Origin of the sequence: Pseudomonas sp. NPDC087626 (genome assembly GCF_044743405.1) — a bacterium.
In the GTDB taxonomy this organism is placed as follows: Bacteria; Pseudomonadota; Gammaproteobacteria; order Pseudomonadales; family Pseudomonadaceae; genus Aquipseudomonas.
In genome coordinates this window covers 1-22,111 of the sequence record NZ_JBIUWJ010000004.1, presented here as the reverse complement: position 1 = coordinate 22,111, position 22,111 = coordinate 1, and the positions used below count along the sequence as shown (strand labels likewise).

Below are 22,111 nucleotides of genomic sequence, written 5' to 3'. Positions count from 1 at the left end.
GCAAACAAGGCTGTGGGTGAGGAGTGGCGGGCGAACCATACTAATAATTGGGGGAAACACACATGAGCACGAGCACCGAGGCGGGCATTATTGCGCCCCCGCCGACGTTCCTGTCCAAGGAACGCATCATCGCCAAGCCCGGTTTCAACCGCTGGCTGGTGCCACCGGCCGCACTGGCCATTCACCTGTGCATCGGCATGGCCTATGGCTTTTCGGTGTTTTGGCTACCGCTGTCCAAGGCCCTGGGTGTGACCGCGCCCGTGGCGTGCGCGCCGGACATGAGCTTTATCGCCCAGGTGTTCTCGTCCCAGTGTGACTGGCCGATCTCGATGCTCGGCTGGATCTACACCCTGTTTTTCATCTTCCTCGGTTGCTCGGCGGCTATCTGGGGCGGCTGGCTGGAACATGCCGGGCCACGCAAGGCCGGTGTGGTGTCGGCACTGTGCTGGTGTGGTGGCCTGTTGGTTTCCGCGCTGGGTATCTATACCCACCAGATCTGGCTGATGTGGCTCGGTTCCGGGGTGATCGGTGGGATCGGCCTGGGCCTGGGCTACATCTCCCCGGTGTCGACCCTGATCAAGTGGTTCCCGGACAAGCGCGGCATGGCCACCGGCATGGCGATCATGGGATTTGGTGGCGGGGCCATGGTTGGTGCGCCGCTGGCAGCCGCGTTGATGGGGCATTTCGCCTCGCCAGGCGGAGTCGGCGTCTGGCAGAGCTTCCTGGTGATGGCGGCGATTTACTTCGTGTTCATGATCGGCGGGGCGCTGTCGTACCGCGTGCCGCCGACCGGCTGGAAGCCTGAGGGCTGGACCCCGCCGGCGAAAAAAGTCGCCAACGCGATGATTACCCATCGTCACGTGCACGTGAATGTGGCATGGAAAACCCCGCAGTTCCGCCTGGTATGGCTGGTGTTGTGCCTCAATGTATCGGCCGGGATCGGCATTCTCGGCATGGCCTCGCCGCTGCTGCAGGAAGTGTTCGGCGGTAAGTTGCTGGGTAACGATTTGGCATTCGGTCAACTGGACGCCGGGCAACTGGCCTCGATCGCGGCCATCGCCGCCGGTTTTACCGGGTTGCTGAGTCTGTTCAACATTGGCGGGCGGTTCTTCTGGGCGTCGTTCTCCGACTACCTGGGGCGCAAAAACACCTACTTTGTGTTCTTCGCCCTGGGTTTTGCCCTGTATGCGCTGATCCCGAACCTCGGGCATCTGGGCAACGTCTCGCTGTTCGTCGCCGCGTTCTGCATCATCCTGTCGATGTACGGCGGTGGTTTCGCCACGGTGCCGGCGTACCTGGCCGACCTGTTCGGCACCCAGATGGTCGGGGCGATCCACGGTCGCCTGCTGACGGCCTGGGCGGCGGCGGGCGTGCTGGGCCCGGTGCTGGTGAACTACCTGCGTGAGTATCAGTTGAGCATCGGCGTCGAGCGTGCAGCGGCCTATGACATCACCTTGTACATTCTCGCCGGCTTGCTGGTGCTGGGGTTCCTCTGCAACCTGCTGGTGCGTCCAGTGGCAGACAAGTACTTCATGACCGACGCCGAGCTCGCAGCAGAACAGGCCCTGGGGCACGACAAAGGCGCCGACAGCACTACGGTGCTGGAGTGGAAGGCGTCGTCGGCCAGCGTGCCGTTGGCCGTGGCGGCCTGGCTGGTGGTGGGGATTCCGCTGGCGTGGGGCGTATGGGTGACCCTGCAGAAGACGGCAGTGCTGTTTCACTAGTCAACGCGCACTACCCGGCACACCGCGAACCCCGTCGGAGCAACGCTTGCTCGCGACAAACGGCAGCGCGGTGTGCCTGATACACCACGCTCGACAGCGCTCAGGCTCATACATGTCATGACAGGTATATCCCCGGCCACATTGGCTTCAACCGGTCAGGGATATCATTTGGCGTGTTTCTGTTTGCCGCCGCCGTGCCTATAATGGATGCCTTTTTCGCCCAATGATTTTGCGGAGCTGGTGATGGCCGAACGTATGGCGTCCGTCGAGCGCGACACTCTGGAAACCCAGATCAAAGCCTCGATCAACCTGGATGGCACCGGAAAGGCCCGATTTAATATCGGTGTACCTTTTCTTGAGCACATGCTGGACCAGATCGCCCGACACGGGCTGATCGACCTGGATATCGAGTGCAAGGGCGACCTGCATATCGACGACCACCACACCGTGGAAGACGTCGGTATCACCTTGGGGCAAGCCTTCAGCAAAGCCATCGGCGACAAGAAAGGCATCCGTCGCTACGGCCACGCCTATGTGCCGCTCGATGAAGCGCTGTCGCGCGTGGTGATCGACTTCTCCGGCCGTCCTGGCTTGCAGATGCATGTTCCCTATACCCGCGCAACCGTGGGTGGTTTTGACGTCGACCTGTTCCAGGAGTTTTTCCAGGGTTTCGTCAACCACGCCAACGTCAGCCTGCACATCGACAACCTGCGTGGCACCAACACCCACCACCAGATCGAAACCGTGTTCAAGGCTTTCGGCCGCGCCCTGCGCATGGCCGTCGAGCTCGATGAGCGCATGGCCGGGCAAATGCCTTCGACCAAGGGCGTTCTGTAATGCAGACGGTCGCGGTTATCGATTACGGCATGGGTAACCTGCACTCGGTGGCCAAGGCCCTCGAACACGTAGGTGCCGGCAAGGTGCTGATCACCAGCGATGCCAATGTGATTCGCGAAGCCGACCGGGTGGTTTTCCCCGGTGTTGGCGCGATTCGCGATTGCATGGCCGAGATCCGTCGCCTGGGCTTCGACTCGCTGGTGCGCGAAGTCAGCCAGGACCGTCCGTTCCTCGGCATTTGTGTCGGCATGCAAGCCCTGCTCGAACACAGTGAAGAGAATGACGGCGTCGACTGCATCGGCCTGTTTCCAGGTGCGGTGAAGTTCTTCGGCAAGGGCCTGCATGAAGACGGCGAACACCTGAAAGTCCCGCACATGGGCTGGAACGAAGTGCAACAGGTGGTGGATCACCCGCTGTGGCACAACATCCCGGACCTGGCGCGCTTCTATTTTGTGCACAGCTACTACATCGCCGCCGGTAACCCGCGGCAGGTGGTCGGTGGCGGTCACTACGGCGTCGACTTCGCCGCTGCGCTGGCCGAAGGCTCGCGTTTCGCGGTGCAGTTCCACCCTGAGAAGAGCCATACCCATGGCCTGCAATTGCTGCAGAACTTCGCGGCGTGGGATGGTCGCTGGTAAATGGCCGTGAAGAAGAAGCCGCCGATCCTGACCCTCACTCCTGAACAGGAGAACGAGGCCAATCACAAGATCAAGCGCTTCATGGAGGACCGCTTCGAACTGGACCTGGGTTCGTTCGAAGCGGGCGAAATCCTTGAGCTGTTTACCCGCGAAATTGCTCCGCACTATTACAACAGGGCGATTTTCGATGTGCAGACACACCTCAAAGAGAGGTTTGAAAGCATCGAAAACGACCTGTGGGCGCTCGAAAAGAGCAGCTGAAAGCGACAAGCTTCAAGCTGCAAGAATTAGTACGCGTGCCTGCTTGCAGCTTATAGCTTGCAGCTTGCAGCTCTTTTGACGAAGGAAAAAGCATGCTCATTATTCCCGCTATCGATCTCAAGGACGGTGCCTGTGTACGTCTGCGCCAGGGCCGCATGGAAGATTCCACAGTGTTCTCCGATGACCCGGTGAGCATGGCAGCCAAGTGGGTAGAGGGCGGTTGCCGTCGTCTGCATCTGGTCGACCTGAACGGCGCGTTCGAAGGCCAGCCGGTCAACGGCGAAGTAGTGACCGCCATCGCCAAGCGCTACCCGAACCTGCCGATCCAGATCGGCGGTGGCATCCGCTCGCTGGAAACCATCGAGCATTACGTCAAGGCAGGCGTGAGCTACGTGATCATCGGCACCAAGGCAGTCAAAGATCCGGCCTTCGTCGCCGAAGCCTGCCGCGCATTTGCGGGCAAGGTGATTGTTGGCCTGGACGCCAAGGACGGTTTTGTCGCCACTGACGGCTGGGCTGAAATCAGCACCGTGAACGTCATCGACCTGGCCAAGCAATTCGAATCCGATGGCGTGTCTGCCATCGTTTATACCGACATCGCCAAAGACGGCATGATGCAGGGTTGCAACGTGTCGTACACCGCTGCCCTGGCTGCGGCCACCCGGATTCCGGTAATTGCCTCCGGCGGTATCCACAACCTGGGTGACATCAAGTCGCTGCTCGACGCTCGCGCACCGGGCATCATCGGCGCCATCACCGGCCGGGCGATCTACGAAGGCACCCTCGACGTTGCCGAGGCGCAAGCCTTCTGCGACTCGTACCAAGGCTGAGGACTGACCATGGCGCTGGCCAAACGCATCATCCCTTGCCTGGACGTGGACAACGGCCGGGTCGTCAAAGGTGTGAAGTTCGAAAACATCCGTGACGCCGGCGACCCGGTGGAAATCGCTCGTCGCTACGACGAGCAGGGTGCCGATGAGATTACCTTTCTCGACATCACCGCCAGCGTCGATGGCCGCGACACTACTTTGCATACCGTCGAGCGCATGGCCAGCCAGGTGTTCATTCCGCTGACCGTGGGCGGTGGTGTACGCACCGTGCAAGACATTCGCAACCTGCTCAATGCCGGTGCGGACAAGGTCTCGATCAACACCGCGGCGGTGTTCAACCCGGAGTTCGTCGGCGAAGCCGCGCAGCATTTCGGCTCGCAGTGCATCGTCGTGGCCATCGACGCGAAGAAAGTCTCCCTGCCGGGCGAAACCCCGCGCTGGGAAATCTTCACCCACGGCGGGCGCAAACCCACCGGGCTGGATGCGGTGGAGTGGGCGAAGAAGATGGAAGGCCTGGGGGCCGGGGAAATCCTCCTGACCAGCATGGACCAGGACGGCATGAAAAACGGCTTCGACCTGGGCGTGACCCGCGCCATCAGTGATGCCCTGGGGATCCCGGTGATCGCTTCCGGCGGCGTCGGCAATCTGCAGCACTTGGCTGACGGTATCCTCGAAGGTCACGCCAGTGCAGTGTTGGCGGCCAGTATCTTTCACTTCGGCGAATACACCGTGCCGGAAGCGAAGGCCTACATGGCGGCGCGCGGGATTGTGGTTCGATAAAGGCCAGTGGACAGCATGGCGGGCTCAAGGCAAGCTTGGGCACGCCAATGGATTGCGGTAGCCGACATGCTCAGACGCCTTTTCCTCGTTCTTGCCAGTACTTCGTTACTGTTCTGCGGCGTGCTACGGGCCGCTGAAAAAACCGATATCGACCTGGTCTTGCTGACGGAAAACTTCCCGCCCTACAACATGGCGAAGAACGGCAAAAACTTCGCTCAGGACGAGAACATCAATGGCATCGCCGTGGACATCGTTCGCGAGATGTTAAAGCGGGCCAACATCACCTACAGCCTGACTCTGCGTTTCCCCTGGGAGCGAGTCTACAAACTCGCCCTGGAAAATCCCGGATACGGGGTGTTCGTCATGGCGCGCTTGCCCGACCGCGAAAATCTCTTCAAGTGGGTCGGTCCTATTGGTCCGGATGACTGGATCATGCTGGCCAAGGCTGACAGCAAAATCACCCTGCAGACCCTGGAAGATGCGCGCAAATACAAGGTCGGCGCCTACAAGGGCGACGCCATCGCCGAGACATTGGCCAAGCAGGGACTCAAGCCGATCGTGGTGCTGCGCGATCAGGACAACGCGAAAAAACTGCTTAATGGCCAGATTGACCTGTGGGCCACCGGGGACCCTGCCGGGCGCTATCTGGCGCGCCAGGACGGGGTCACGGGCCTCAAGACGGTCCTGCGTTTCCATAGCGCGCAGTTGTATCTGGCGTTGAACCGCGAGGTGCCTGACGAAACCGTCGCCAAACTGCAGGCTGCGCTCGATCAGTTGCGCAAGGAAGGCGGGGTCGACGAGATCATGGGGCGATATCTGTAGTTTTTTGACCCTGCGCTATTGTTCCGGCGGATATTCGCTCAAATGCAGTTTGTCGTAGTCCGAGTAACTGCCCTCGCTTGCCACTTGTGTGCCGTTGCTGCGTAGCAATTGGTAGTCAAACTGTGTGCGATAAACCGCGACGACGCGCTTCTTCGCAACGATGGTAACCACGTGTGTCGCCAGGGGGCCGATCAACCTGCTGTTCTGGATGCCGACGGGGGAGAAGCTGTTGCCCAGTTTTGCCGAGAACTCGATTGAAAAGGTCGGTGGCAGCGATATGGAAAATTCCGGCAACCTGGAGCTCCATTCCACTCCCACCTCGACAGAGGTCAGGCGAGAGAAGGTTTCGAGGCTTTCGGCGGTGGGTGCCTCATCGGTCCATTTGAAGGTTTTTCCCGAGGAGCTGGTGTTATGGCCGTGGCCGATCAATACGTACTGCTCTTTTCTATGTAATAGGTAGTAGGGAGAAGTACGAAACTGCTCGAAGGCGCTCAGGTTGGGATCCTTGATCGCGAACCAGGGGAGCCGCGCAGTCTGGGTGACTGTGGCGGATTGGCTTGAGGTGGGGGGTTCGTATCCGGTCAGGGACGGAGGCACTGGCGAAGGTTCGGCTTTGAGCGAAATGCGCATGCGCAGTGCATGCGCGGCGGCGTGCGTTGCTGGTTTGGTATAGCTGTTGACGCCGACGAATGTGCCTGGCGCAAAATGAATCTCTCCTGCGGCCGCGACCGGTGGCAGGACACTCCACACGCTGAAGTCCTGCTTGGCGCGACTGCCCTTGTCGCTCCAGATCATTGTGTCGATGGATGCCGCCACGACAAGATCTGCCCGCACGCAACGCACGGAGTTGACTGAAGGTTTATCGAGACCGTCAGCGCACACCAACCCAAGTGCCACGTAGCCCTCAGGTGGTACGGGGCGCCATATTGAACAGTCCGTTTTGGCGCCTGAGCCCGTGTCTTTCCAGACCTGTTCAAAATCATCGGGCTTGCTCAGTGCCTTGCCCTGGTTAGCGCCAGCACTTGGCGGCTCGCCTTCGCAAACGACGGCCACTACTCTTCGATTATTGATGTTGTCGTGGCCGGATACGGCGAGGTCACCGAGTGGGAAAAAGCCTGGCAGCGAGTCAGGGGCAGGGCTGGGGCGCCAAAAGCCACCGGGTTTCGAGCGTGAGCCTTTGTTATCCCAGATCCGGAGAAATTCGGTCGTAAAGTTGATCAGCAGGTTTTCAACTTTGATTGATTCCATTGGCCTTGAGGGTGCCGCGTCATCTTCATGTGGGTTCATGGTCATTCCTGGTAATTGAAAGGCAGCCCAATTGGGCTGCGGGTTTCAATATCCAGAATTGGCTGAGACGCCTGGCGGTAACTATGTAGTGGCCCGCTGCTGGTTAGCGATAAATCCCATCTTTGCCATGGGCAGTCATGGCGCGATTGCCGCGCACGCTGATCATCTGCCGGATATCAATCCAGTCGATGCCCTGGGCCTTGAGCTTGGGCAGCTCGCGTTCCAGCACTGCCAGGGTCTGCGGGTAGGGATGGCCGATCATCACCGCCGAACCCTGTTTGCGCGCCAGGCTTATGGCGCTCTGCAGTTGGTTGTAGATCGCCGCTTCGGTGCGTTCGTCGTCGAGGAACACATCGCGTGAAGCGCTGGCCAGGCCGATCTTCTGTGCCTCGGCGGCGGCGACGGTCTGGGCGCTGGTGCGGCTGTCGACGAAAAGCTTGTGCCGGCGTTGCAGCTCGGCCATCAACCAGGCCATGGCCGGTCGCTGGGCGGTCATGCGGCTGCCCATGTGATTGTTGATGCCGGCGGTGAAGGGGACGGCCTTGAACGCAGCGTCCAGGCGCTTGCGCAGTTCTTCGACGGGCAGTTCGGGGTGCCAGGCGAACGGGCCGGTGGCTGGGTCCATGGGCATGTGCAGGATGACGATCTTGCCAGCGCGGTGGGCCTCGCGGGCAAATTCAGCGGCGTGGGGGGTGTCGGGCATGATCGCTGCGGTGACTGGTCCGGGCAGCGCCAGCACGCGGCGGTCCCGGGGCAGGTTCTGCCCCAGGTCATCGATGATCAGGCTCAGGTAGGCCTTGTGGGGTGGCGCCTGCCCGGGCGTTGCATGGGCAACGCCGGCCAGGCAGCACAGCAGGCCGAGGAGCAACCGCAGGCGCATCTCAGCGGCCGCGGGTAATGCTCAGGCCCTTGAGCAGGCTCAGCGCCTGGGCCAGTTGGTAGTCGTCGTCCTGTGGCATCGGCTTGGCCTTGCCGCCGGAGCCGCTTGGCTTGTCGGCGCCGCCGTTGCCATTGCCCAGGTGGCCTTGCAGGTCAGCTTCCTTGAAGTACTCGCTGTCCTGCTCGCTGGTGATCTTGGCCCGACGCACTTCGATGTCCGGAACGATGCCCTGGGCCTGGATCGAGCGCCCGTTCGGGGTGAAGTACAGTGCGGTGGTGATCTTCAGCGCGCGGTCGTTGTTCAGTGGCAACACGGTTTGCACCGAGCCCTTGCCGAAACTGGTGGTGCCCATCACGACTGCACGTTTCTGGTCCTGCAGGGCACCTGCGACAATTTCCGAGGCCGAGGCGCTGCCGCCGTTGATCAGCACCACCATCGGCACTGCTTCGCTTTCGTCCTTGCCGGTGGCCGAGAAGCGCAGTTCGGAGTTGGCGATCCGGCCCTTGGTGTAGACGATCAGGCCCTTGGTGATGAAGTGGTCGACCACTTCCACCGCCGATTGCAGGACACCGCCTGGGTTGTTGCGCAGGTCGAGCACGATGCCGCTGAGCTTCTTGCCGTTTTCCTTGCGCAGCTTGGCCAGGGCCTGGGAGACCTCTTCGCCGGTCTTGACCTGGAACTGGGTGATGCGGATGTAGCCGTAGCCCGACTCCAGCAACTGCGCCTTCACGCTCTTGACCTGGATGGTCGCGCGGGTCAGCGTCACGTCGAACGGCGAACCGCCGTCGCGGACCAGAGTCAGGGTGATTTTCTCGCCGATCTTGCCGCGCATCTTGTCCACGGCTTCGGTCATGCTCTGGCCGCGGGTAGGCTGGCCGTTGATCTTGACGATGAAGTCGCCCGCCTGGATGCCCGCCTTGGAGGCAGGGGTGTCGTCGATCGGCGACACCACCTTGATGAAGCCGTCTTCGGAGCCGACTTCGATGCCCAGGCCGCCAAACTCACCGCTGGTGCTTTCCTGCAGCTCGGCGAAGTCTTCCGGCCCCAGGTAGGCGGAGTGTGGGTCGAGGTTGCTGAGCATGCCCTTGATGGCGTTTTCCAGCAGGGTCTTGTCGTCCACCGGCTCGACATACGCGGCCTTGATCCGGTCCATGACCTCGGCAAAGGTACGCAACTCATCCAGCGGCAATGGCGCCTTGGTGGTCGCAGCCGAGGTCGACGAGGCCGGTTCAGCGGCAAACGCCAGGGGCGCACCGATCACCAGGGCGATCGTCAGGGCCAGCGAAGTGAGGCGGGACAAATGCAGCATGTCGAACGAACTCCTGAGTTAGATGGTGCGCTTATCCTTGCGCACGGCACCATTGTGCTGGATCACTCGGGTGACCCTGCTGACGAATAGCGAAATACAGCGCGGGCGTGTCCTGGCCGCCACTGTTACCGACAGTGGAGATGGACTCGCCGGCCTTGACCACGTCGCCAGCCGATTTGAGCAGCGTCTGATTGTGGCCGTACAAGCTCAAGAAACCGTTGCCGTGGTCGAGAATCACCAGCAAGCCGGCGCCCCGCAACCAGTCGGCGAACACCACGCGTCCGCCGTGCACGGCATGCACTTGGCTGCCAGCGGAGGCGCTGATCATCACGCCGTCCCACTTGGTGCGGGCATCGTCGCCGCGACTTTCACCAAAGCGGGCAAGCAATCGACCATCAACTGGCCAAGGAAGTTTTCCCCGCGTTGCAGAAAATGCCCCGCCGAAGGTTTCGCCAGCGCTGGAGACCAGGGCGCCGGGTGTCGGTCGGGTAATTTTGCGTGGGGCATCGGTCGGGGCGTCTGCCGCGGCCTGTGCCTCACGTAAACGCTTTTTTTCCGCTTCCTGCTGGGCGATCAGCGCTTTTTGCCGCGCTTCTTCTGCCTCCCGGGCCTGGCGTGCCAGGGTTTCCTCAATGGTTTTCAGGACTTTGGACAGATCGGCCTGGTCCTGCTCGCGGGCCTGCAGCTTCTGGTCGCGGTCCTTGACGTCCGTGTTGAGCTTGGCCAGCACTTGCTGGCGCTCCTTGCGGACCTTGTCCAGCTCGTCGCGCTGGCTGTCGAGGCTGCTTTTCTGGACCAGCAGTTGGGCTTGCTGCAGGGCGATGTCCTGCTCGACATTGGCCAGTTGGCGCAGGGTTTCGTTGAAGTTCTTCAACTGCTCCATGCGCGCCTGGCTGAGGTAGTCGTAATAAGTCAGGGTGCGGGCGAATTTCTCCGGGTTCTGCTGGTTGAGCAGCAGCTTGAGATATTCCTGGCGACCGTTCTGATAGGCCGCGCGGGCCTGGGTGGCAATCAGTTGTTGCTGTTCAGTGCGCGCGCTCTGGAGTTTTTTTTTCTCGGTATCGAGTCGCTGCAGCTCGGATTCGCTTTTCTTCAGCTCTTTTTGCAGGGCATCGACCTGCTTCTCGAGCTTGCCCATCTCGGTCTCGGTGCCCTTGAGGTCCTTCTGCACCCCGGACTTTTCTTCCTGCAACTTGCCCAGCAGCTTTTTCAGCTCGGCAATATCCTGACGCGTGGCGTCCAACTGTTGTTGGGTTTGCGCGCGCTCGTCAGCCAAGGCCGGTTGGAGCAGGCAGGTCAGAGCTAGGGCTATCAGGACGCGGAGCATAGAGGCGGGCGACACCGGGGGAAAAAAGACAGCCTAGTATGCCCGGCAAGCGTTGCAAAAAAAACGCCCAATTGGGGCGGTGTGATAACTGGAGCAGAGTTACCTCTGAAAACACCCCAAAACCAATGTGGGAGCAAGCTTGCTCGCGATGGCGCCATAACATTCAACGTAGATGTTGACTGTCAGATTGCTATCGCGAGCAAGCTCGCTCCCACAGGGTTTGGCGGTGTTTGATGGGGCGGGTTACACCAGGATCGAGGTGCCGGTCATTTCGGCCGGTTGCTCAAGCCCCAGCAGCTTGAGCATGGTCGGTGCTACGTCGGCCAGGACCCCGCCTTCGCGGACCTTGAGGTCGCGCTTGCCGAAGTAGATGAACGGTACCGGCTCGGTGGTGTGGGCGGTGTGGGCCTGGCCGGTGGATTCGTCGGCCATCTGCTCGACGTTGCCGTGGTCGGCGGTGATCAGCGCCTCGCCACCGACTTTTTCCAGGGCTTCGACAATCCGGCCGACGCACAGGTCCAGGCATTCAACCGCTTTCACTGCAGCAGCAAACACGCCGCTGTGGCCGACCATGTCGCCGTTGGCGTAGTTGACCACGATCACGTCGTAACGCTGGTTCTCGATGGCGTCGACGATGCGGTCGGTGACCTCCGGCGCGCTCATCTCTGGCTGCAGGTCGTAGGTGGCGACTTTTGGCGAAGGGATCAGGATGCGTTCTTCACCCGGGAACGGTTCTTCGCGGCCGCCGGAGAAGAAGAAGGTCACGTGGGCGTATTTTTCGGTTTCGGCGATCCGCAGTTGGGTCTTGCCGTTTTTCGCCAGGTAGTCGCCCAACACGTTTTCCAGGCTGCCCGGGGCAAAGGCCGACGGTGCGGGGATGCTGGCGGCGTATTGGGTGAGCATGACAAAGCCGGCCAGTTTCGGCTGGCGGGCACGTTCGAACTCGCTGAAATTGTCCTCGACGAACACCCGGCTCAGCTCGCGCGCACGGTCGGCGCGAAAGTTCATGAACACCACGGCGTCGCCGTCTTCGACCTTGACCGGCTCGCCGATGGTGGTGGCCTTGACGAATTCGTCGCTCTCGCCACGCTCGTAGGCGGCTTGCAGGCCTTCCTGGGCGGTCGCGGCGTTGAATTCGCCGTTGCCGTCCACGATCAGGTTGTAAGCCTGGGAGACGCGGTCCCAGCGGTTGTCGCGGTCCATGGCGAAGTAACGGCCGATGAGGCTGGCGATCCGGCCTTTGCCCAGGGTCTTGAAGGCTTCATCCAGCAGTTCGATCGACGACTGGGCACTTTTCGGCGGCGTGTCGCGGCCATCGAGGAAAGCGTGCAGGTAGATCTTCTCGGCACCGCGCTTGAAGGCCAGTTCGGCCATGGCGATCAGGTGGTCCTGGTGGCTATGCACGCCACCATCGGACAGCAGGCCCATGAAATGCACAGCCTTGCCGGCGGCGACGGCCTTGTCCACGGCGGCGCAGATGGTCGGGTTGTCGAAGAACTCGCCGTCGCGGATCGCTTTGGTCACGCGGGTGAAGTCCTGATACACCACGCGGCCGGCGCCGAGGTTCATGTGGCCGACTTCCGAGTTGCCCATCTGGCCGTCCGGCAGGCCGACGTCCATGCCTGAACCCGAGATCAGGCCGTTCGGTACGGTGGCGCACAACCGGTCGAGGACAGGCTTGCGGGCCGCGAACACGGCGTTGGATTCTTCGCTCTCACTGTGACCGAAGCCGTCGAGAATCATCAGGACCAAAGGTTTAGGCGTGGTAGTCATAGATTCCACTCGTGGCTGAGTTAAAAAAGGGGCGATGAAAAAAGGGAGTGGCAGTTTAAAGCTAAGTTCCGGCGGCGTCACCGCCGGACGGGGTTTGGCCCACCATAGTGGCTGTGTATACTGGCCGACATTTTAACGCCCTGGAACCTCCTTCGATGGTTGCTCACCTGATTGAATTTGCCACTAACCACTATCTGCTCGTCGGTATCTTCGTCGTACTGCTGGCGTTGCTGATCGCTTATCAAATGCAGGGCGGCGGTCGCAGCCTGAGCACCGGTGAGCTGACCAGTCTGGTCAACAAGGACGCTGGTGTGGTGATCGACATCCGTGCGGCCAAGGATTTCGCCGCTGGTCACATCGTTGGCGCGCTGAATATTCCGCACGACAAACTGACTGCCCGCGTCGGCGAGCTGGAAAAGCACAAGGCCAAGACCATCATCCTGGTCGATGCCATGGGCCAGACAGCCGGTACCCACGCGCGCGAACTGCTCAAGGCCGGCTTCACCGCCGCCAAGCTGTCCGGCGGGATCTCCAGCTGGAAGGGCGATAACCTGCCGCTGGTGAAGTGATATGGCCAGCGTCGTCGTCTACTCCAGCGATTACTGCCCTTATTGCTCGCGCGCCAAGTACCTGCTCGAAAACAAGGGCGTAGCCTTCGACGAGATCAAGGTCGATGGCAAGCCACAGGTGCGTGCCGAAATGGCCAGCAAGGCCGGGCGTACGTCCGTGCCGCAGATCTGGATTGGCAGCACCCATGTCGGTGGCTGTGATGATTTGTTTGCCCTGGACCGCGCTGGCAAGCTCGACGCGCTGCTCAAGGCCTAATTCCTTCCCTATAAGACCCAAGATCAGAAAGGATCTGAGATGACTGACCAACAGAACACTGCAGCTAGCGAAGAAGAAACCGCACCGCAATTCTCCTTGCAGCGCATCTACGTACGTGACCTGTCCTTCGAAGCCCCGAAAAGCCCGGCGATCTTCCGCCAGCAGTGGGAGCCGAGCGTCGGTCTGGACCTCAATACCCGTCAGAAAGTACTGGAAGACAACTTCCACGAAGTGGTGCTGACCCTGTCCGTGACCGTGAAGAACGGTGACGAAGTGGCCTTCATCGCCGAAGTCCAGCAGGCCGGTATCTTCCTGATCAAGAACCTCGACGAAGGTTCGATGAGCCACACCCTGGGCGCGTTCTGCCCGAACATCCTGTTCCCGTACGCTCGCGAAGCCCTGGACAGCCTGGTGACCCGTGGTTCGTTCCCGGCCCTGATGCTGGCCCCGGTCAACTTCGACGCGCTGTACGCGCAAGAAGTGCAACGCATGCAGCAGGACGGCGCTCAGACCGTTCAGTAAGCAGCGCGGCTGACAACATCGCGGGCAAGCCCGCTCCCACAGGATTGTGCAAAACCTGTGGGAGCGGGCTTGCCCGCGATTGTTTTGGCCAGGCGAAAAATCGCCGGTGGGTTACTTGAAGCCCAACTGCCGCCAGCCTTCGTACACGGCGACCGCCACGGTATTGGACAGGTTCAGGCTGCGGCAGCCTTCGCGCATCGGCAGGCGCAGGCGTTGGCCGTCGGGCAGGGCGTCTAGCACCTCGGCCGGCAGGCCACGGCTTTCCGGGCCGAACAGGAACGCATCGCCCTCGGCGAAACTGGCGTCGTGAAACGGCCGCGAACCCTTGGTGGTGAATGCGAACAGGCGTGGATGGCCAAGGCTTTCCAGGCAGCTGGCAAGGTCGGCATGCCGTTGCAAGGTGGCATACTCGTGATAGTCGAGGCCGGCCCGACGCAGGCGCTTGTCATCCATCTCGAAGCCCAGTGGCTCGATCAAGTGCAGGTGGCAGCCGCTGTTGGCGCACAGCCTGATAACGTTGCCGGTATTCGGCGGAATTTCTGGTTGAAAAAGGATGACGTGAAACATGCACGGCTCCGAAGGTAAAGATGGACGGCATTCTACGCCGGAAGTGGATCGGCGATCGAAGCTATTGCCGCGGGTGATGGCCTCGCTGGCGATTGTCGGCCTGATGGTGGGATTGATGATCGGTCGCCTGACCACCCCCGAGCCGACCGAGCTGCAGCAGGTCGAGGTCACCGGGGATGGCCTGGTGGTGTGGTTCAACCACGCGCCCAAGACCCATGGTGAACTGATCGACGGCAGCCTCGCGCTGCTGTTCGAGGCCCAGGGGCAGGCACAGAAAGGCCAGCTCAAGCTCAACGATAAGGATGTGAACTGGCGGGTGCGTTTGAGTGACAAGGGGTTGTTGCTGACGCTGGTGGCGGCCCGGCCGCTGAAGGGCGATTGGGCCGGCAGCGAGGTGGATGATCGCTGGCGGTTGGAGATCCATCTCCAGGAGCAATAAAAGAGGAATCCCCGGCCTGCCTGTACCAAGGACCCCGAAACGGCAGGGCTCACGCGTTGCGTCGTGAGCCCGGTGTAAAGAAGGAACCCCTGACCTGCCTGTATCAAGGGCCCCAAAACTGCTTGGGCTCGTCGCTTGTGCGGTGTGAGCCCGATGTAAAGAGGGGAATCCCCGGCCTGCCTGTACCAAGGTCCCCGAAACCGGGTAGTGAACTGAATCACTGAATGAACTATTGCAGGGGGCGTGCCAGGTTTTAACGAGTTGAAACAAAATGTTGTGTTGGGCGGCGAAAGCCCTGTATTTCGGGGCTTTGGTGTTTTTTTGATAGGGGTTTGATTGCAGGTGCAGGTGGGATTTCGGATCTGTTGCCGTGCGCGATCGCGGGTCACGGTGCTTTCAGTCGGTGCACGATTGCCCTGAAAGCATCGCGGGCGAGCCCGCTCCCACAGGATTGTGCAAAACCTGTGGGAGCGGAGCTTGCCCGCGAATGGATCTACAGGTCGGTGAAGGATCTAACCCTCATCCCCTTCATCATCGTCCCCACCATCAACTTTCATCCCCAGTTCCTTGATCTTGCGCGTCAGGGTATTACGCCCCCAACCCAGCAAAACCGCAGCATCGCGGCGGCGGCCGGCGGTGTGCTTGAGGGCGGTTTCGATCATGATGCGCTCGAACGCCGGCACCGCGCTGTCCAGCAGGCTCGACTGGCCGCGAGCCAGCGCCTGGTCGGCCCATTGGCGCAGGGCCTGTTCCCAGTTGGTCACCGGTGCCGAGTCCTGCGGCAGGCTCAGCAACTCCGGCGGCAGGTCGCCGATGTGTACTTCACGCCCCGAAGCCATCACCGTGATCCAGCGGCAGGTGTTCTCCAGCTGGCGCACGTTGCCTGGCCACGGCAGGTTCTTCAGGTATTCCTCGGTTTCGCTTTTCAGCAACTTCGGCTCCACCGCCAGCTCTTGTGCGGCGCGGGCCAGGAAGTGCTTGGCCAGGGTCGGAATGTCTTCGCGACGGTCCGACAGGCGTGGGATGTGGATGCGGATCACGTTCAAGCGGTGGAACAAGTCCTCACGGAACTTGCCGGCGTGGACCAGGGTTTCCAGGTTCTGGTGGGTCGCGGCGATGATGCGCACGTCGACCTTGACCGGCACATGGCCGCCGACCCGGTAAAACTCGCCGTCGGCCAGGACCCGCAGCAGGCGGGTCTGGGTGTCGGCCGGCATGTCGCCGATTTCATCGAGAAACAGCGTGCCGCCGTCGGCTTGCTCAAAACGTCCACGGCGCAGGTTGGCGGCGCCGGTAAATGCACCTTTCTCGTGGCCGAACAGCTCGGACTCCATCAAATCCTTGGGGATCGCCGCCATGTTCAGGGCGATGAACGGTGAGGCCGCCCGTGGGCTGTGGCGGTGCAGGGCGTGGGCCACCAGCTCTTTACCGGTCCCGGATTCGCCGTTGATCAGCACGGTAATGTTGGAGTGGCTCAAGCGCCCGATGGCGCGAAACACTTCCTGCATCGCTGGCGCTTCGCCGATGATTTCCGGGGTGCGGGTCAGGGCGACGGGCACTTCCAGGCCCTGTTGCTCCTGGGCGTGCTGGTTGGCGCGCTTGACCAATGACACCGCCTCGTCGACGTCGAACGGCTTGGGCAGGTACTCGAACGCGCCGCCCTGGTAGGACGCGACAGCGCTGTCCAGGTCGGAGTGCGCGGTCATGATAATCACCGGCAAGCGCGGGTGCTGTTCGCGAATCCGTGCCAGCAGATCCAGGCCACTGGCACCCGGCATGCGGATGTCAGAGATGATCACGTCCGGTTGCTGGCGCGCCAGGCGGCTCATCACGCCATCGGCGCTGTCGAAGCTCTGCGTGGTCATGCCTTCCTGCTGCAAGGCTTTTTCCAGGACCCAACGGATAGAACGGTCGTCATCGACGATCCACACGGTTTCACTACGGCTCATGTCGATGTGGCTCCTTGTTCCAGTGGCAGAAAGATCGAGAAGGTGGTGTGGCCTGGATGGCTGTCACATTCGATCAGGCCCTGGTGCTGGCTGATGATGTTCTGGGTTATGGCCAGGCCCAGTCCGGTACCGTCCGGACGGCCGCTGACCATGGGAAAGAAGATGGTTTCCTGCAGGTCTGCGGGAATCCCGGGGCCGTTGTCGATGATCTCGATCTTGGTCACCAGGCGATGGCGCACGTGGCCGATGGTGAACTGGCGCATGGCCCGCGAGCGCAGGGTGATGCGGCCCAGGCGCAGCTCGTTCTGGCTGCTGATGGCTTGCATCGCGTTGCGCACGATGTTGAGGACGGCCTGGATCATCTGTTCGCGGTCGATCAGCACGTCCGGGATGCTCGGGTCGTAGTCGCGCACCAGAGTGATGCAGCCTTGGCTTTCCGCTTCCACCAGGCTGCACACGCGCTCCAGCACTTCGTGGATGTTGCACATGGCCAGCGATGGCAGTTTGTTCGAGCCGAGCATGCGGTCGACGAGGTTTCGCAGGCGATCCGCTTCCTCGATGATCACATTGGTGTAGTCCTTGAGGCTTTCTTCCGGCAACTCGCGGGCCAGCAACTGGGCCGCACCGCGAATCCCGCCCAACGGGTTCTTGATCTCGTGGGCCAGGCCGCGCACCAACATCTTGCTGGTTTCCTGCTTGGACAACTGCGCTTCTTCCTTGGTGATCCGCAGCAGTCGGTCGCGCGGGTGCACTTCAAGCAGCAGCAGGGTGGCACCGTTGCTCAGGATCGGCGTCACCGCGTAGTCGACGGTTAGGGTCTGGCCGGTCAGGGCGGTGAGCATCGCCTCGCGCTTGGTAAAGGGGTGGGCCTGTTCGACCGCCTGGCGCAGGGAGTTCAGCGCTTCGGTCGACTCGGTGAACAGCTCGCTGATGAATTGCCCATGACTGCGCTGGCCGCTGATGGCCAGGAGCATTTCCGCCGCCGGGTTCATGTACTCAAGACGCAGTTCGGCATTGAGCAGGATGGTCGCGGTGGTCAAGTTGTCGAGTAGCAAGCGGTGCAGTGCGTCGCTGATGGTCATGAGGACCTCTTTTGGAGCAGGCGCGCGCGAGAAGGAGGCGCTGTTGCGAGGAAAATGCAAAAACCAAACCAAGGCTCCGAAAAGAAGCAATAACTCCCTGAAATGGGCGCTTTAAGTTGCCTTGCGTGGCGTTCTGCCAGCTTTGCCGGGTATTTTCGAACCAAAATGGGTTGATAAGTGGCAAGCGTGCAAGTCGTTGCACCAATATAGTGCGCAAACCTGAATGGCGCCTCAATCGCTGCAAAATGAGTTTGCCTGCCCTAGCGCTTGCGTACTCGCAGCACGGTGAACCTGAGGGTTGGGCTCTGTTGGATCACCTCGTCTGCGGCCAACACCTGCACTGCGAGGCTGTGCTCGCCGCGATCGATGTTCAGCAGGTGCAGTCGGGTGGTTTCGCTCGCTGGGCCGTAGGGCTGGCCATCGAGCAGCAGGCGCAAGCGATGAGTGGCCTGCAGCGGTGGCTGGATCTGTACGCCAACGCTGAATGAACCGTTATTGGCGCGCAGGGCCTGGCCGTCGGTCAGCTCGCTGAGGGCCAGTACGCAGTAGGTGGGGCGCGGTGCGCTCAGCGCGGCGGCAGACAGGGCGAGCCATATAAGCAGGCACCACCTCAATGAGCGCATGGCAGATTCCTTTTTGACGTAAGGGGAAGGGCGGGCGAGCTGGGGTGTTGCGGTGCGGCCTTGTGAAAGACTAAGTGCCCGGGCCTGCACTGGATGTCAGGCGCGACGCTGAATCAGCGAGCAGTCGATGTTTCGTGGTGTCGGAATTTTCCATAAAAAAAGGCCTCCCGTAGGAGGCCTCATTGTCACGCCGCGTGCCGCAGCGCTACTGGATCAGCAGCTGTAGTACAGCTCGTATTCCAGTGGGTGTACGAAGGTCCGAACCTTGATTTCTTCTTCGCTTTTCAGAGCGATGTAAGCGTCGATGAAGTCATCGGAGAACACGCCGCCTTTGGTCAGGAACGCGCGACCTTTGTCCAGCTCTTCCAGGGCTTCTTTCAGGCTGCCGCAAACTTGTGGGATCTCTTTCGCCTCTTCAGGCGGCAGGTCGTACAGGTTTTTGTCAGCAGCGTCGCCAGGGTGGATCTTGTTCTGGATGCCGTCCAGGCCAGCCATCAGCAGTGCGGCGAAGCACAGGTACGGGTTGGCAGCCGGATCCGGGAAGCGAGCTTCGATACGGCGAGCGCGTGGGCTGGACACGTAAGGAATACGGATCGAAGCGGAGCGGTTGCGAGCCGAGTAGGCCAGCATCACTGGTGCTTCGAAACCTGGTACCAGACGCTTGTAGGAGTTGGTCGCCGGGTTGGTGAAGCCGTTCAGGGCCTTACCGTGCTTGATGATACCGCCGATGAAGTACAGGGCGGTGTCGGACAGGCCGGCATAACCTTCGCCAGCGAAGGTGTTCTTGCCATCTTTGGCGATGGACAGGTGAACGTGCATACCCGAGCCGTTGTCGCCGTACAGAGGCTTAGGCATGAAGGTAGCGGTGCGGCCGAAAGCTACAGCCACGTTGTGTACGCAGTACTTGAGGGTCTGAACTTCGTCAGCCTTGGCAACCAGGGTGTTGAACTTCACACCGATTTCGTTCTGGCCGGCAGTCGCCACTTCGTGGTGGTGAACTTCGATGGTCAGGCCCATCTCTTCCATGGCGTTGCACATGGAGGTACGGATTTCGTGGTCGTGGTCGAACGGTGGAACCGGGAAGTAGCCGCCCTTGATACCTGGACGGTGGCCATGGTTGCCGCCTTCCACGTCCTGGTCGGACATCCACGAACCTTGTTCGGAGTAGATCTTGAACATCGAACCGGAGATATCGGACTTGAACTTGACCTGGTCGAAGATGAAGAACTCAGGCTCAGGACCGACGAATACGGTGTCACCGATAGCGGTGGACTTCAGGTAGTCCTCGGCACGCTTGGCGATCGCACGTGGGTCGCGGTCGTAGCCTTGCATGGTCGAAGGGTCGATCACGTTGCAGACGATGATCAGGGTTGGGTCTTCGGTGAACGGATCGAGGACAGCGGTGCTGTCGTCCGGCATCAGGATCATGTCGGAAGCTTCGATGCCTTTCCAGCCAGCGATGGAGGAACCGTCGAACATTTTGCCTTCTTCGAAGAAAGCATCATCCAGCGCATCGCGAGCCGGCATGGTCACGTGGTGCTGAGTGCCCTTGGTATCTGTGAAGCGCAGATCAATCCATTTGACGTCATGATCTTTGATGAGTTGAACCGACTTCGACATAGTGTCCTCCGGGTGGCTTCGGGCTTGAGTAGTGGATGCCCTTAGAATGTGGGTGATGCCGGCGCGAATACTCTGCCAAGGCAACCTGCCTCACAAGGGAGCAAATTGCATGCCAGTGCCCCGAGTTGGGTTTTTTGCCCCAATATCACGCTTATAAAGGCGCAAAGCGTGAAAAAGGGCAAAATCGCGCCCCCTAATGTAGCGCTCAAAAGCATAAATGACCCGTTTTGGTGCACTGAAAACCTTCTGCACATTAACTGGTTAAACCTTGAGCAATTTCCGCTATAATCCGCGCCCCCCTTTTTCGGCTGGCCCAGCGCGCGCTGTTTTCATGAAACTAATCGTAAAAGTCTTCCCCGAGATCACCATCAAAAGCCGCCCGGTACGGATGCGTTTCATCCGTCAGTTGGCCAAGAACATCCGTGCCGTGCTCCGCGATCTGGACCCGGCTGTGGTGGTGAACGGTGTATGGGACAATCTCGAGCTGGAAACGCAGCTGACTGACCCCAAAGCCTTGAAGGACATGACCGAGCGCCTGAGCTGCATGCCGGGCATCGCGCATTTCCTGCAGGTCGACGAGTACCCGCTGGGTGACTTCGACGACGTGGTCGCCAAGTGCAAGCAGCACTTTGGCGAGGCGCTGGCAGGGAAGATTTTCTCGGTGCGCTGCAAGCGCGCCGGCAAGCACGAATTCAGCTCCATGGATGTCGAGAAATACGTCGGCAGCCAACTGCGTCGCCAGTGCGGCGCCGCCGGAATTTCCCTGAAAGACCCGGAAATTGAAGTCCGCATCGAAATTCGCGACAAACGGTTGTTTGTGATCCACAACCAGCACAACAGCATCGGCGGTTACCCGCTGGGCGCCCTGGAACAGACCCTGGTACTGATGTCCGGCGGTTTCGATTCCACGGTGGCGGCCTACCAGATCATGCGGCGCGGGCTGATGGCGCACTTCTGCTTCTTCAATCTCGGCGGGCGTGCCCACGAATTGGGCGTGATGGAAGTGGCGCACTTCATCTGGAAGAAGTACGGCAGCTCGCAACGCGTGTTATTTGTCAGTGTGCCGTTCGAGGAAGTGCTGGGAGAAATTCTCGGCAAAGTAGATAACAGTCATATGGGCGTCGTATTGAAGCGTATGATGTTGCGCGCTGCTTCGCGAATCGCCGATCGACTGGACATCGAGGCGCTGGTGACCGGTGAGGCGATCTCCCAGGTTTCCAGCCAGACGCTGCCGAACCTGTCGGTGATCGACTGCGTGACCGAGAAGCTGGTGTTGCGCCCGCTGATCGCCAGTCACAAGCAGGACATCATCGACCTGGCCAACGAAATCGGCACCGCCGACTTCGCCAAGCACATGCCAGAGTACTGCGGGGTCATCTCGGTGAACCCCAAGACCCACGCCAAGCGTCCACGCGTGGAGCATGAAGAGAAAGAATTCGACATGGCAGTCCTTGAGCGTGCGCTCGAGAACGCCAAACTGGTGCCGATCGATCGGGTAATCGACGAGTTGGGCCAGGACGTGCAAATTGAAGAAGTCAGCGAAGCGCTGGCAGGTCAGATCGTCATCGACATCCGTCACCCGGATGCTGCTGAAGACGACCCGCTCGCCCTGGCTGGCGTCGAGGTACAAACGATGCCGTTTTATGCACTGAACGCTCGTTTCAAGGAACTGGACCCTACTCGCCAGTACCTGCTGTATTGCGACAAAGGCGTGATGAGTCGCCTGCATGCCCACCATTTGCTCAGTGAGGGGCATGCCAATGTGCGCGTTTATCGACCGAGCTAAGAGCCCGGGGCTGTTTGCCTGTGGCCTGCGTCACCGGCCCCCCGACTCTGCCGTCAAGCTGTAACGGCAAGGCCTGACTCTACTGTAAATCGCTGCCACGACCTGTCAGCACACCGAATCCTCTGATCGAGATACACAAGTGATCGAAAATCTACGCAACATCGCCATCTTTGCTCACGTTGACCATGGTAAGACCACCCTGGTAGACTAACTCTTGCTTCAATCCGGCA

22 protein-coding genes and 1 pseudogene are annotated in these 22,111 nt (G+C 60.6%); 13 read left to right on the top strand and 10 right to left on the bottom strand.

Annotation, left to right across the window (positions count from 1 at the left end; genetic code table 11):
• Window positions 1-62 precede the first annotated feature (62 nt).
• The 7 genes from ACIOVD_RS04850 to ACIOVD_RS04820 all read left to right on the top strand — a co-directional run bounded on the left by ACIOVD_RS04850 (window position 63) and on the right by ACIOVD_RS04820 (window position 5,892).
• Window positions 63-1,724 (top strand): OFA family MFS transporter, encoded by a 1,662-nt coding sequence (locus ACIOVD_RS04850; protein WP_320333438.1) that lies wholly within the window; start codon window positions 63-65, stop codon window positions 1,722-1,724.
• A 243-nt stretch (window positions 1,725-1,967) separates the two neighbouring features.
• On the top strand, window positions 1,968-2,561 hold the full coding sequence (gene hisB, locus ACIOVD_RS04845) for an imidazoleglycerol-phosphate dehydratase HisB (RefSeq protein WP_095167520.1): 594 nt from the start codon (window positions 1,968-1,970) through the stop codon (window positions 2,559-2,561).
• A complete protein-coding gene (gene hisH, locus ACIOVD_RS04840; RefSeq protein ID WP_159993210.1) occupies window positions 2,561-3,199 on the top strand; it encodes an imidazole glycerol phosphate synthase subunit HisH in 639 nt (212 codons plus the stop codon). Before hisB ends, hisH begins: the two co-directional genes overlap by 1 nt.
• Complete coding sequence (locus ACIOVD_RS04835) at window positions 3,200-3,460, top strand: DUF2164 domain-containing protein (RefSeq protein ID WP_401126405.1); 261 nt, start codon at window positions 3,200-3,202, stop codon at window positions 3,458-3,460.
• Window positions 3,461-3,552: 92 nt separating this feature from the next.
• A complete protein-coding gene (gene hisA, locus ACIOVD_RS04830) occupies window positions 3,553-4,290 on the top strand; it encodes a 1-(5-phosphoribosyl)-5-[(5-phosphoribosylamino)methylideneamino]imidazole-4-carboxamide isomerase (protein WP_095167373.1) in 738 nt (245 codons plus the stop codon).
• A 9-nt stretch (window positions 4,291-4,299) separates the two neighbouring features.
• The gene (gene hisF, locus ACIOVD_RS04825) at window positions 4,300-5,070 is read left to right on the top strand and encodes an imidazole glycerol phosphate synthase subunit HisF (RefSeq protein ID WP_017126987.1); all 771 of its coding nucleotides are present in this window, start codon (window positions 4,300-4,302) and stop codon (window positions 5,068-5,070) included.
• A gap of 66 nt (window positions 5,071-5,136) precedes the next feature.
• Window positions 5,137-5,892 carry a substrate-binding periplasmic protein gene (locus tag ACIOVD_RS04820; protein WP_401126402.1) on the top strand — a complete coding sequence of 252 codons (756 nt, stop codon included), beginning with the start codon at window positions 5,137-5,139 and terminating at the stop codon, window positions 5,890-5,892.
• A 15-nt stretch (window positions 5,893-5,907) separates the two neighbouring features.
• Here ACIOVD_RS04820 and ACIOVD_RS04815 read toward each other — a convergent pair whose 3' ends face one another.
• The 5 genes from ACIOVD_RS04815 to gpmI all read right to left on the bottom strand — a co-directional run bounded on the left by ACIOVD_RS04815 (window position 5,908) and on the right by gpmI (window position 12,468).
• Complete coding sequence (locus ACIOVD_RS04815) at window positions 5,908-7,179, bottom strand: Vps62-related protein (protein ID WP_401126400.1); 1,272 nt, start codon at window positions 7,177-7,179, stop codon at window positions 5,908-5,910.
• Between the two features lie 103 nt (window positions 7,180-7,282).
• A complete protein-coding gene (locus ACIOVD_RS04810; protein ID WP_095167365.1) occupies window positions 7,283-8,059 on the bottom strand; it encodes a divergent polysaccharide deacetylase family protein in 777 nt (258 codons plus the stop codon).
• Window position 8,060: 1 nt separating this feature from the next.
• On the bottom strand, window positions 8,061-9,368 hold the full coding sequence (locus ACIOVD_RS04805) for a S41 family peptidase (protein WP_095167363.1): 1,308 nt from the start codon (window positions 9,366-9,368) through the stop codon (window positions 8,061-8,063).
• Window positions 9,369-9,399: 31 nt separating this feature from the next.
• Window positions 9,400-10,695: a murein hydrolase activator EnvC gene (locus ACIOVD_RS04800; protein WP_095167361.1), complete on the bottom strand. Its 1,296-nt coding sequence runs from the start codon at window positions 10,693-10,695 to the stop codon at window positions 9,400-9,402.
• A 243-nt stretch (window positions 10,696-10,938) separates the two neighbouring features.
• Complete coding sequence (gpmI, locus tag ACIOVD_RS04795) at window positions 10,939-12,468, bottom strand: 2,3-bisphosphoglycerate-independent phosphoglycerate mutase (RefSeq protein WP_401126398.1); 1,530 nt, start codon at window positions 12,466-12,468, stop codon at window positions 10,939-10,941.
• Window positions 12,469-12,623: 155 nt separating this feature from the next.
• Here gpmI and ACIOVD_RS04790 point away from each other — a divergent pair, with 155 nt between their 5' ends.
• The 3 genes from ACIOVD_RS04790 to secB are packed head-to-tail and all read left to right on the top strand — an operon-like array spanning window position 12,624 to window position 13,815.
• Entirely contained in the window at window positions 12,624-13,037 is a 414-nt protein-coding gene (locus ACIOVD_RS04790) for a rhodanese-like domain-containing protein (RefSeq protein ID WP_095167357.1), read from the top strand.
• Window position 13,038: 1 nt separating this feature from the next.
• Entirely contained in the window at window positions 13,039-13,293 is a 255-nt protein-coding gene (grxC, locus tag ACIOVD_RS04785; protein ID WP_095167355.1) for a glutaredoxin 3, read from the top strand.
• A 39-nt stretch (window positions 13,294-13,332) separates the two neighbouring features.
• Window positions 13,333-13,815 carry a protein-export chaperone SecB gene (gene secB, locus ACIOVD_RS04780; RefSeq protein ID WP_095167353.1) on the top strand — a complete coding sequence of 161 codons (483 nt, stop codon included), beginning with the start codon at window positions 13,333-13,335 and terminating at the stop codon, window positions 13,813-13,815.
• A gap of 111 nt (window positions 13,816-13,926) precedes the next feature.
• On the opposite strand, the gene ACIOVD_RS04775 is transcribed toward secB, so the two are convergent.
• The gene (locus tag ACIOVD_RS04775) at window positions 13,927-14,382 is read right to left on the bottom strand and encodes a tRNA (cytidine(34)-2'-O)-methyltransferase (RefSeq protein WP_032862277.1); all 456 of its coding nucleotides are present in this window, start codon (window positions 14,380-14,382) and stop codon (window positions 13,927-13,929) included.
• Here ACIOVD_RS04775 and ACIOVD_RS04770 point away from each other — a divergent pair.
• Window positions 14,381-14,821 carry a hypothetical protein gene (locus ACIOVD_RS04770; protein WP_095167351.1) on the top strand — a complete coding sequence of 147 codons (441 nt, stop codon included), beginning with the start codon at window positions 14,381-14,383 and terminating at the stop codon, window positions 14,819-14,821. The two genes, ACIOVD_RS04775 and ACIOVD_RS04770, sit on opposite strands and share 2 nt — an antisense overlap.
• Before the next feature lie 512 nt (window positions 14,822-15,333).
• Here ACIOVD_RS04770 and ntrC read toward each other — a convergent pair.
• The 4 genes from ntrC to glnA form a co-directional block, all read right to left on the bottom strand.
• Window positions 15,334-16,770, bottom strand: coding sequence for a nitrogen regulation protein NR(I) (gene ntrC / locus ACIOVD_RS04765; RefSeq protein ID WP_095167349.1), 1,437 nt, complete (start codon window positions 16,768-16,770; stop codon window positions 15,334-15,336).
• The gene (gene glnL, locus ACIOVD_RS04760) at window positions 16,767-17,852 is read right to left on the bottom strand and encodes a nitrogen regulation protein NR(II) (protein ID WP_159993222.1); all 1,086 of its coding nucleotides are present in this window, start codon (window positions 17,850-17,852) and stop codon (window positions 16,767-16,769) included. The genes ntrC and glnL overlap by 4 nt, the downstream gene beginning before the upstream one ends.
• Window positions 17,853-18,112: 260 nt before the next feature.
• Window positions 18,113-18,475 (bottom strand): hypothetical protein, encoded by a 363-nt coding sequence (locus ACIOVD_RS04755; RefSeq protein ID WP_159993224.1) that lies wholly within the window; start codon window positions 18,473-18,475, stop codon window positions 18,113-18,115.
• Between the two features lie 213 nt (window positions 18,476-18,688).
• Window positions 18,689-20,095: a type I glutamate--ammonia ligase gene (gene glnA / locus ACIOVD_RS04750; RefSeq protein WP_095167345.1), complete on the bottom strand. Its 1,407-nt coding sequence runs from the start codon at window positions 20,093-20,095 to the stop codon at window positions 18,689-18,691.
• A 331-nt stretch (window positions 20,096-20,426) separates the two neighbouring features.
• Here glnA and thiI point away from each other — a divergent pair, with 331 nt between their 5' ends.
• On the top strand, window positions 20,427-21,881 hold the full coding sequence (thiI, locus tag ACIOVD_RS04745; RefSeq protein WP_401126393.1) for a tRNA uracil 4-sulfurtransferase ThiI: 1,455 nt from the start codon (window positions 20,427-20,429) through the stop codon (window positions 21,879-21,881).
• An 88-nt stretch (window positions 21,882-21,969) separates the two neighbouring features.
• A pseudogene (locus ACIOVD_RS04740) lies at window positions 21,970-22,089 on the top strand (GTP-binding protein); the annotation flags it as partial.
• Window positions 22,090-22,111 lie beyond the last annotated feature (22 nt).

Excerpts from the sequence above, each read along its gene's own strand:
- ACIOVD_RS04800 (WP_095167361.1), bottom strand. The coding sequence starts at position 10,695 with ATGCTCCGCGTCCTGATAGCCCTAGCTCTGACCTGCCTGCTCCAACCG.
- ACIOVD_RS04850 (WP_320333438.1), top strand. The coding sequence starts at position 63 with ATGAGCACGAGCACCGAGGCGGGCATTATTGCGCCCCCGCCGACGTTC.
- hisB (WP_095167520.1), top strand. The coding sequence starts at position 1,968 with ATGGCCGAACGTATGGCGTCCGTCGAGCGCGACACTCTGGAAACCCAG.
- ntrC (WP_095167349.1), bottom strand. The coding sequence starts at position 16,770 with ATGAGCCGTAGTGAAACCGTGTGGATCGTCGATGACGACCGTTCTATC.
- glnL (WP_159993222.1), bottom strand. The coding sequence starts at position 17,852 with ATGACCATCAGCGACGCACTGCACCGCTTGCTACTCGACAACTTGACC.
- glnA (WP_095167345.1), bottom strand. The coding sequence starts at position 20,095 with ATGTCGAAGTCGGTTCAACTCATCAAAGATCATGACGTCAAATGGATT.
- ACIOVD_RS04805 (WP_095167363.1), bottom strand. The coding sequence starts at position 9,368 with ATGCTGCATTTGTCCCGCCTCACTTCGCTGGCCCTGACGATCGCCCTG.
- hisF (WP_017126987.1), top strand. The coding sequence starts at position 4,300 with ATGGCGCTGGCCAAACGCATCATCCCTTGCCTGGACGTGGACAACGGC.
- gpmI (WP_401126398.1), bottom strand. The coding sequence starts at position 12,468 with ATGACTACCACGCCTAAACCTTTGGTCCTGATGATTCTCGACGGCTTC.
- grxC (WP_095167355.1), top strand. The coding sequence starts at position 13,039 with ATGGCCAGCGTCGTCGTCTACTCCAGCGATTACTGCCCTTATTGCTCG.
- ACIOVD_RS04790 (WP_095167357.1), top strand. The coding sequence starts at position 12,624 with ATGGTTGCTCACCTGATTGAATTTGCCACTAACCACTATCTGCTCGTC.
- ACIOVD_RS04755 (WP_159993224.1), bottom strand. The coding sequence starts at position 18,475 with ATGCGCTCATTGAGGTGGTGCCTGCTTATATGGCTCGCCCTGTCTGCC.
- hisA (WP_095167373.1), top strand. The coding sequence starts at position 3,553 with ATGCTCATTATTCCCGCTATCGATCTCAAGGACGGTGCCTGTGTACGT.
- thiI (WP_401126393.1), top strand. The coding sequence starts at position 20,427 with ATGAAACTAATCGTAAAAGTCTTCCCCGAGATCACCATCAAAAGCCGC.
- ACIOVD_RS04770 (WP_095167351.1), top strand. The coding sequence starts at position 14,381 with ATGCACGGCTCCGAAGGTAAAGATGGACGGCATTCTACGCCGGAAGTG.
- ACIOVD_RS04815 (WP_401126400.1), bottom strand. The coding sequence starts at position 7,179 with ATGAACCCACATGAAGATGACGCGGCACCCTCAAGGCCAATGGAATCA.
- ACIOVD_RS04775 (WP_032862277.1), bottom strand. The coding sequence starts at position 14,382 with ATGTTTCACGTCATCCTTTTTCAACCAGAAATTCCGCCGAATACCGGC.
- ACIOVD_RS04835 (WP_401126405.1), top strand. The coding sequence starts at position 3,200 with ATGGCCGTGAAGAAGAAGCCGCCGATCCTGACCCTCACTCCTGAACAG.
- secB (WP_095167353.1), top strand. The coding sequence starts at position 13,333 with ATGACTGACCAACAGAACACTGCAGCTAGCGAAGAAGAAACCGCACCG.
- hisH (WP_159993210.1), top strand. The coding sequence starts at position 2,561 with ATGCAGACGGTCGCGGTTATCGATTACGGCATGGGTAACCTGCACTCG.
- ACIOVD_RS04810 (WP_095167365.1), bottom strand. The coding sequence starts at position 8,059 with ATGCGCCTGCGGTTGCTCCTCGGCCTGCTGTGCTGCCTGGCCGGCGTT.
- ACIOVD_RS04820 (WP_401126402.1), top strand. The coding sequence starts at position 5,137 with ATGCTCAGACGCCTTTTCCTCGTTCTTGCCAGTACTTCGTTACTGTTC.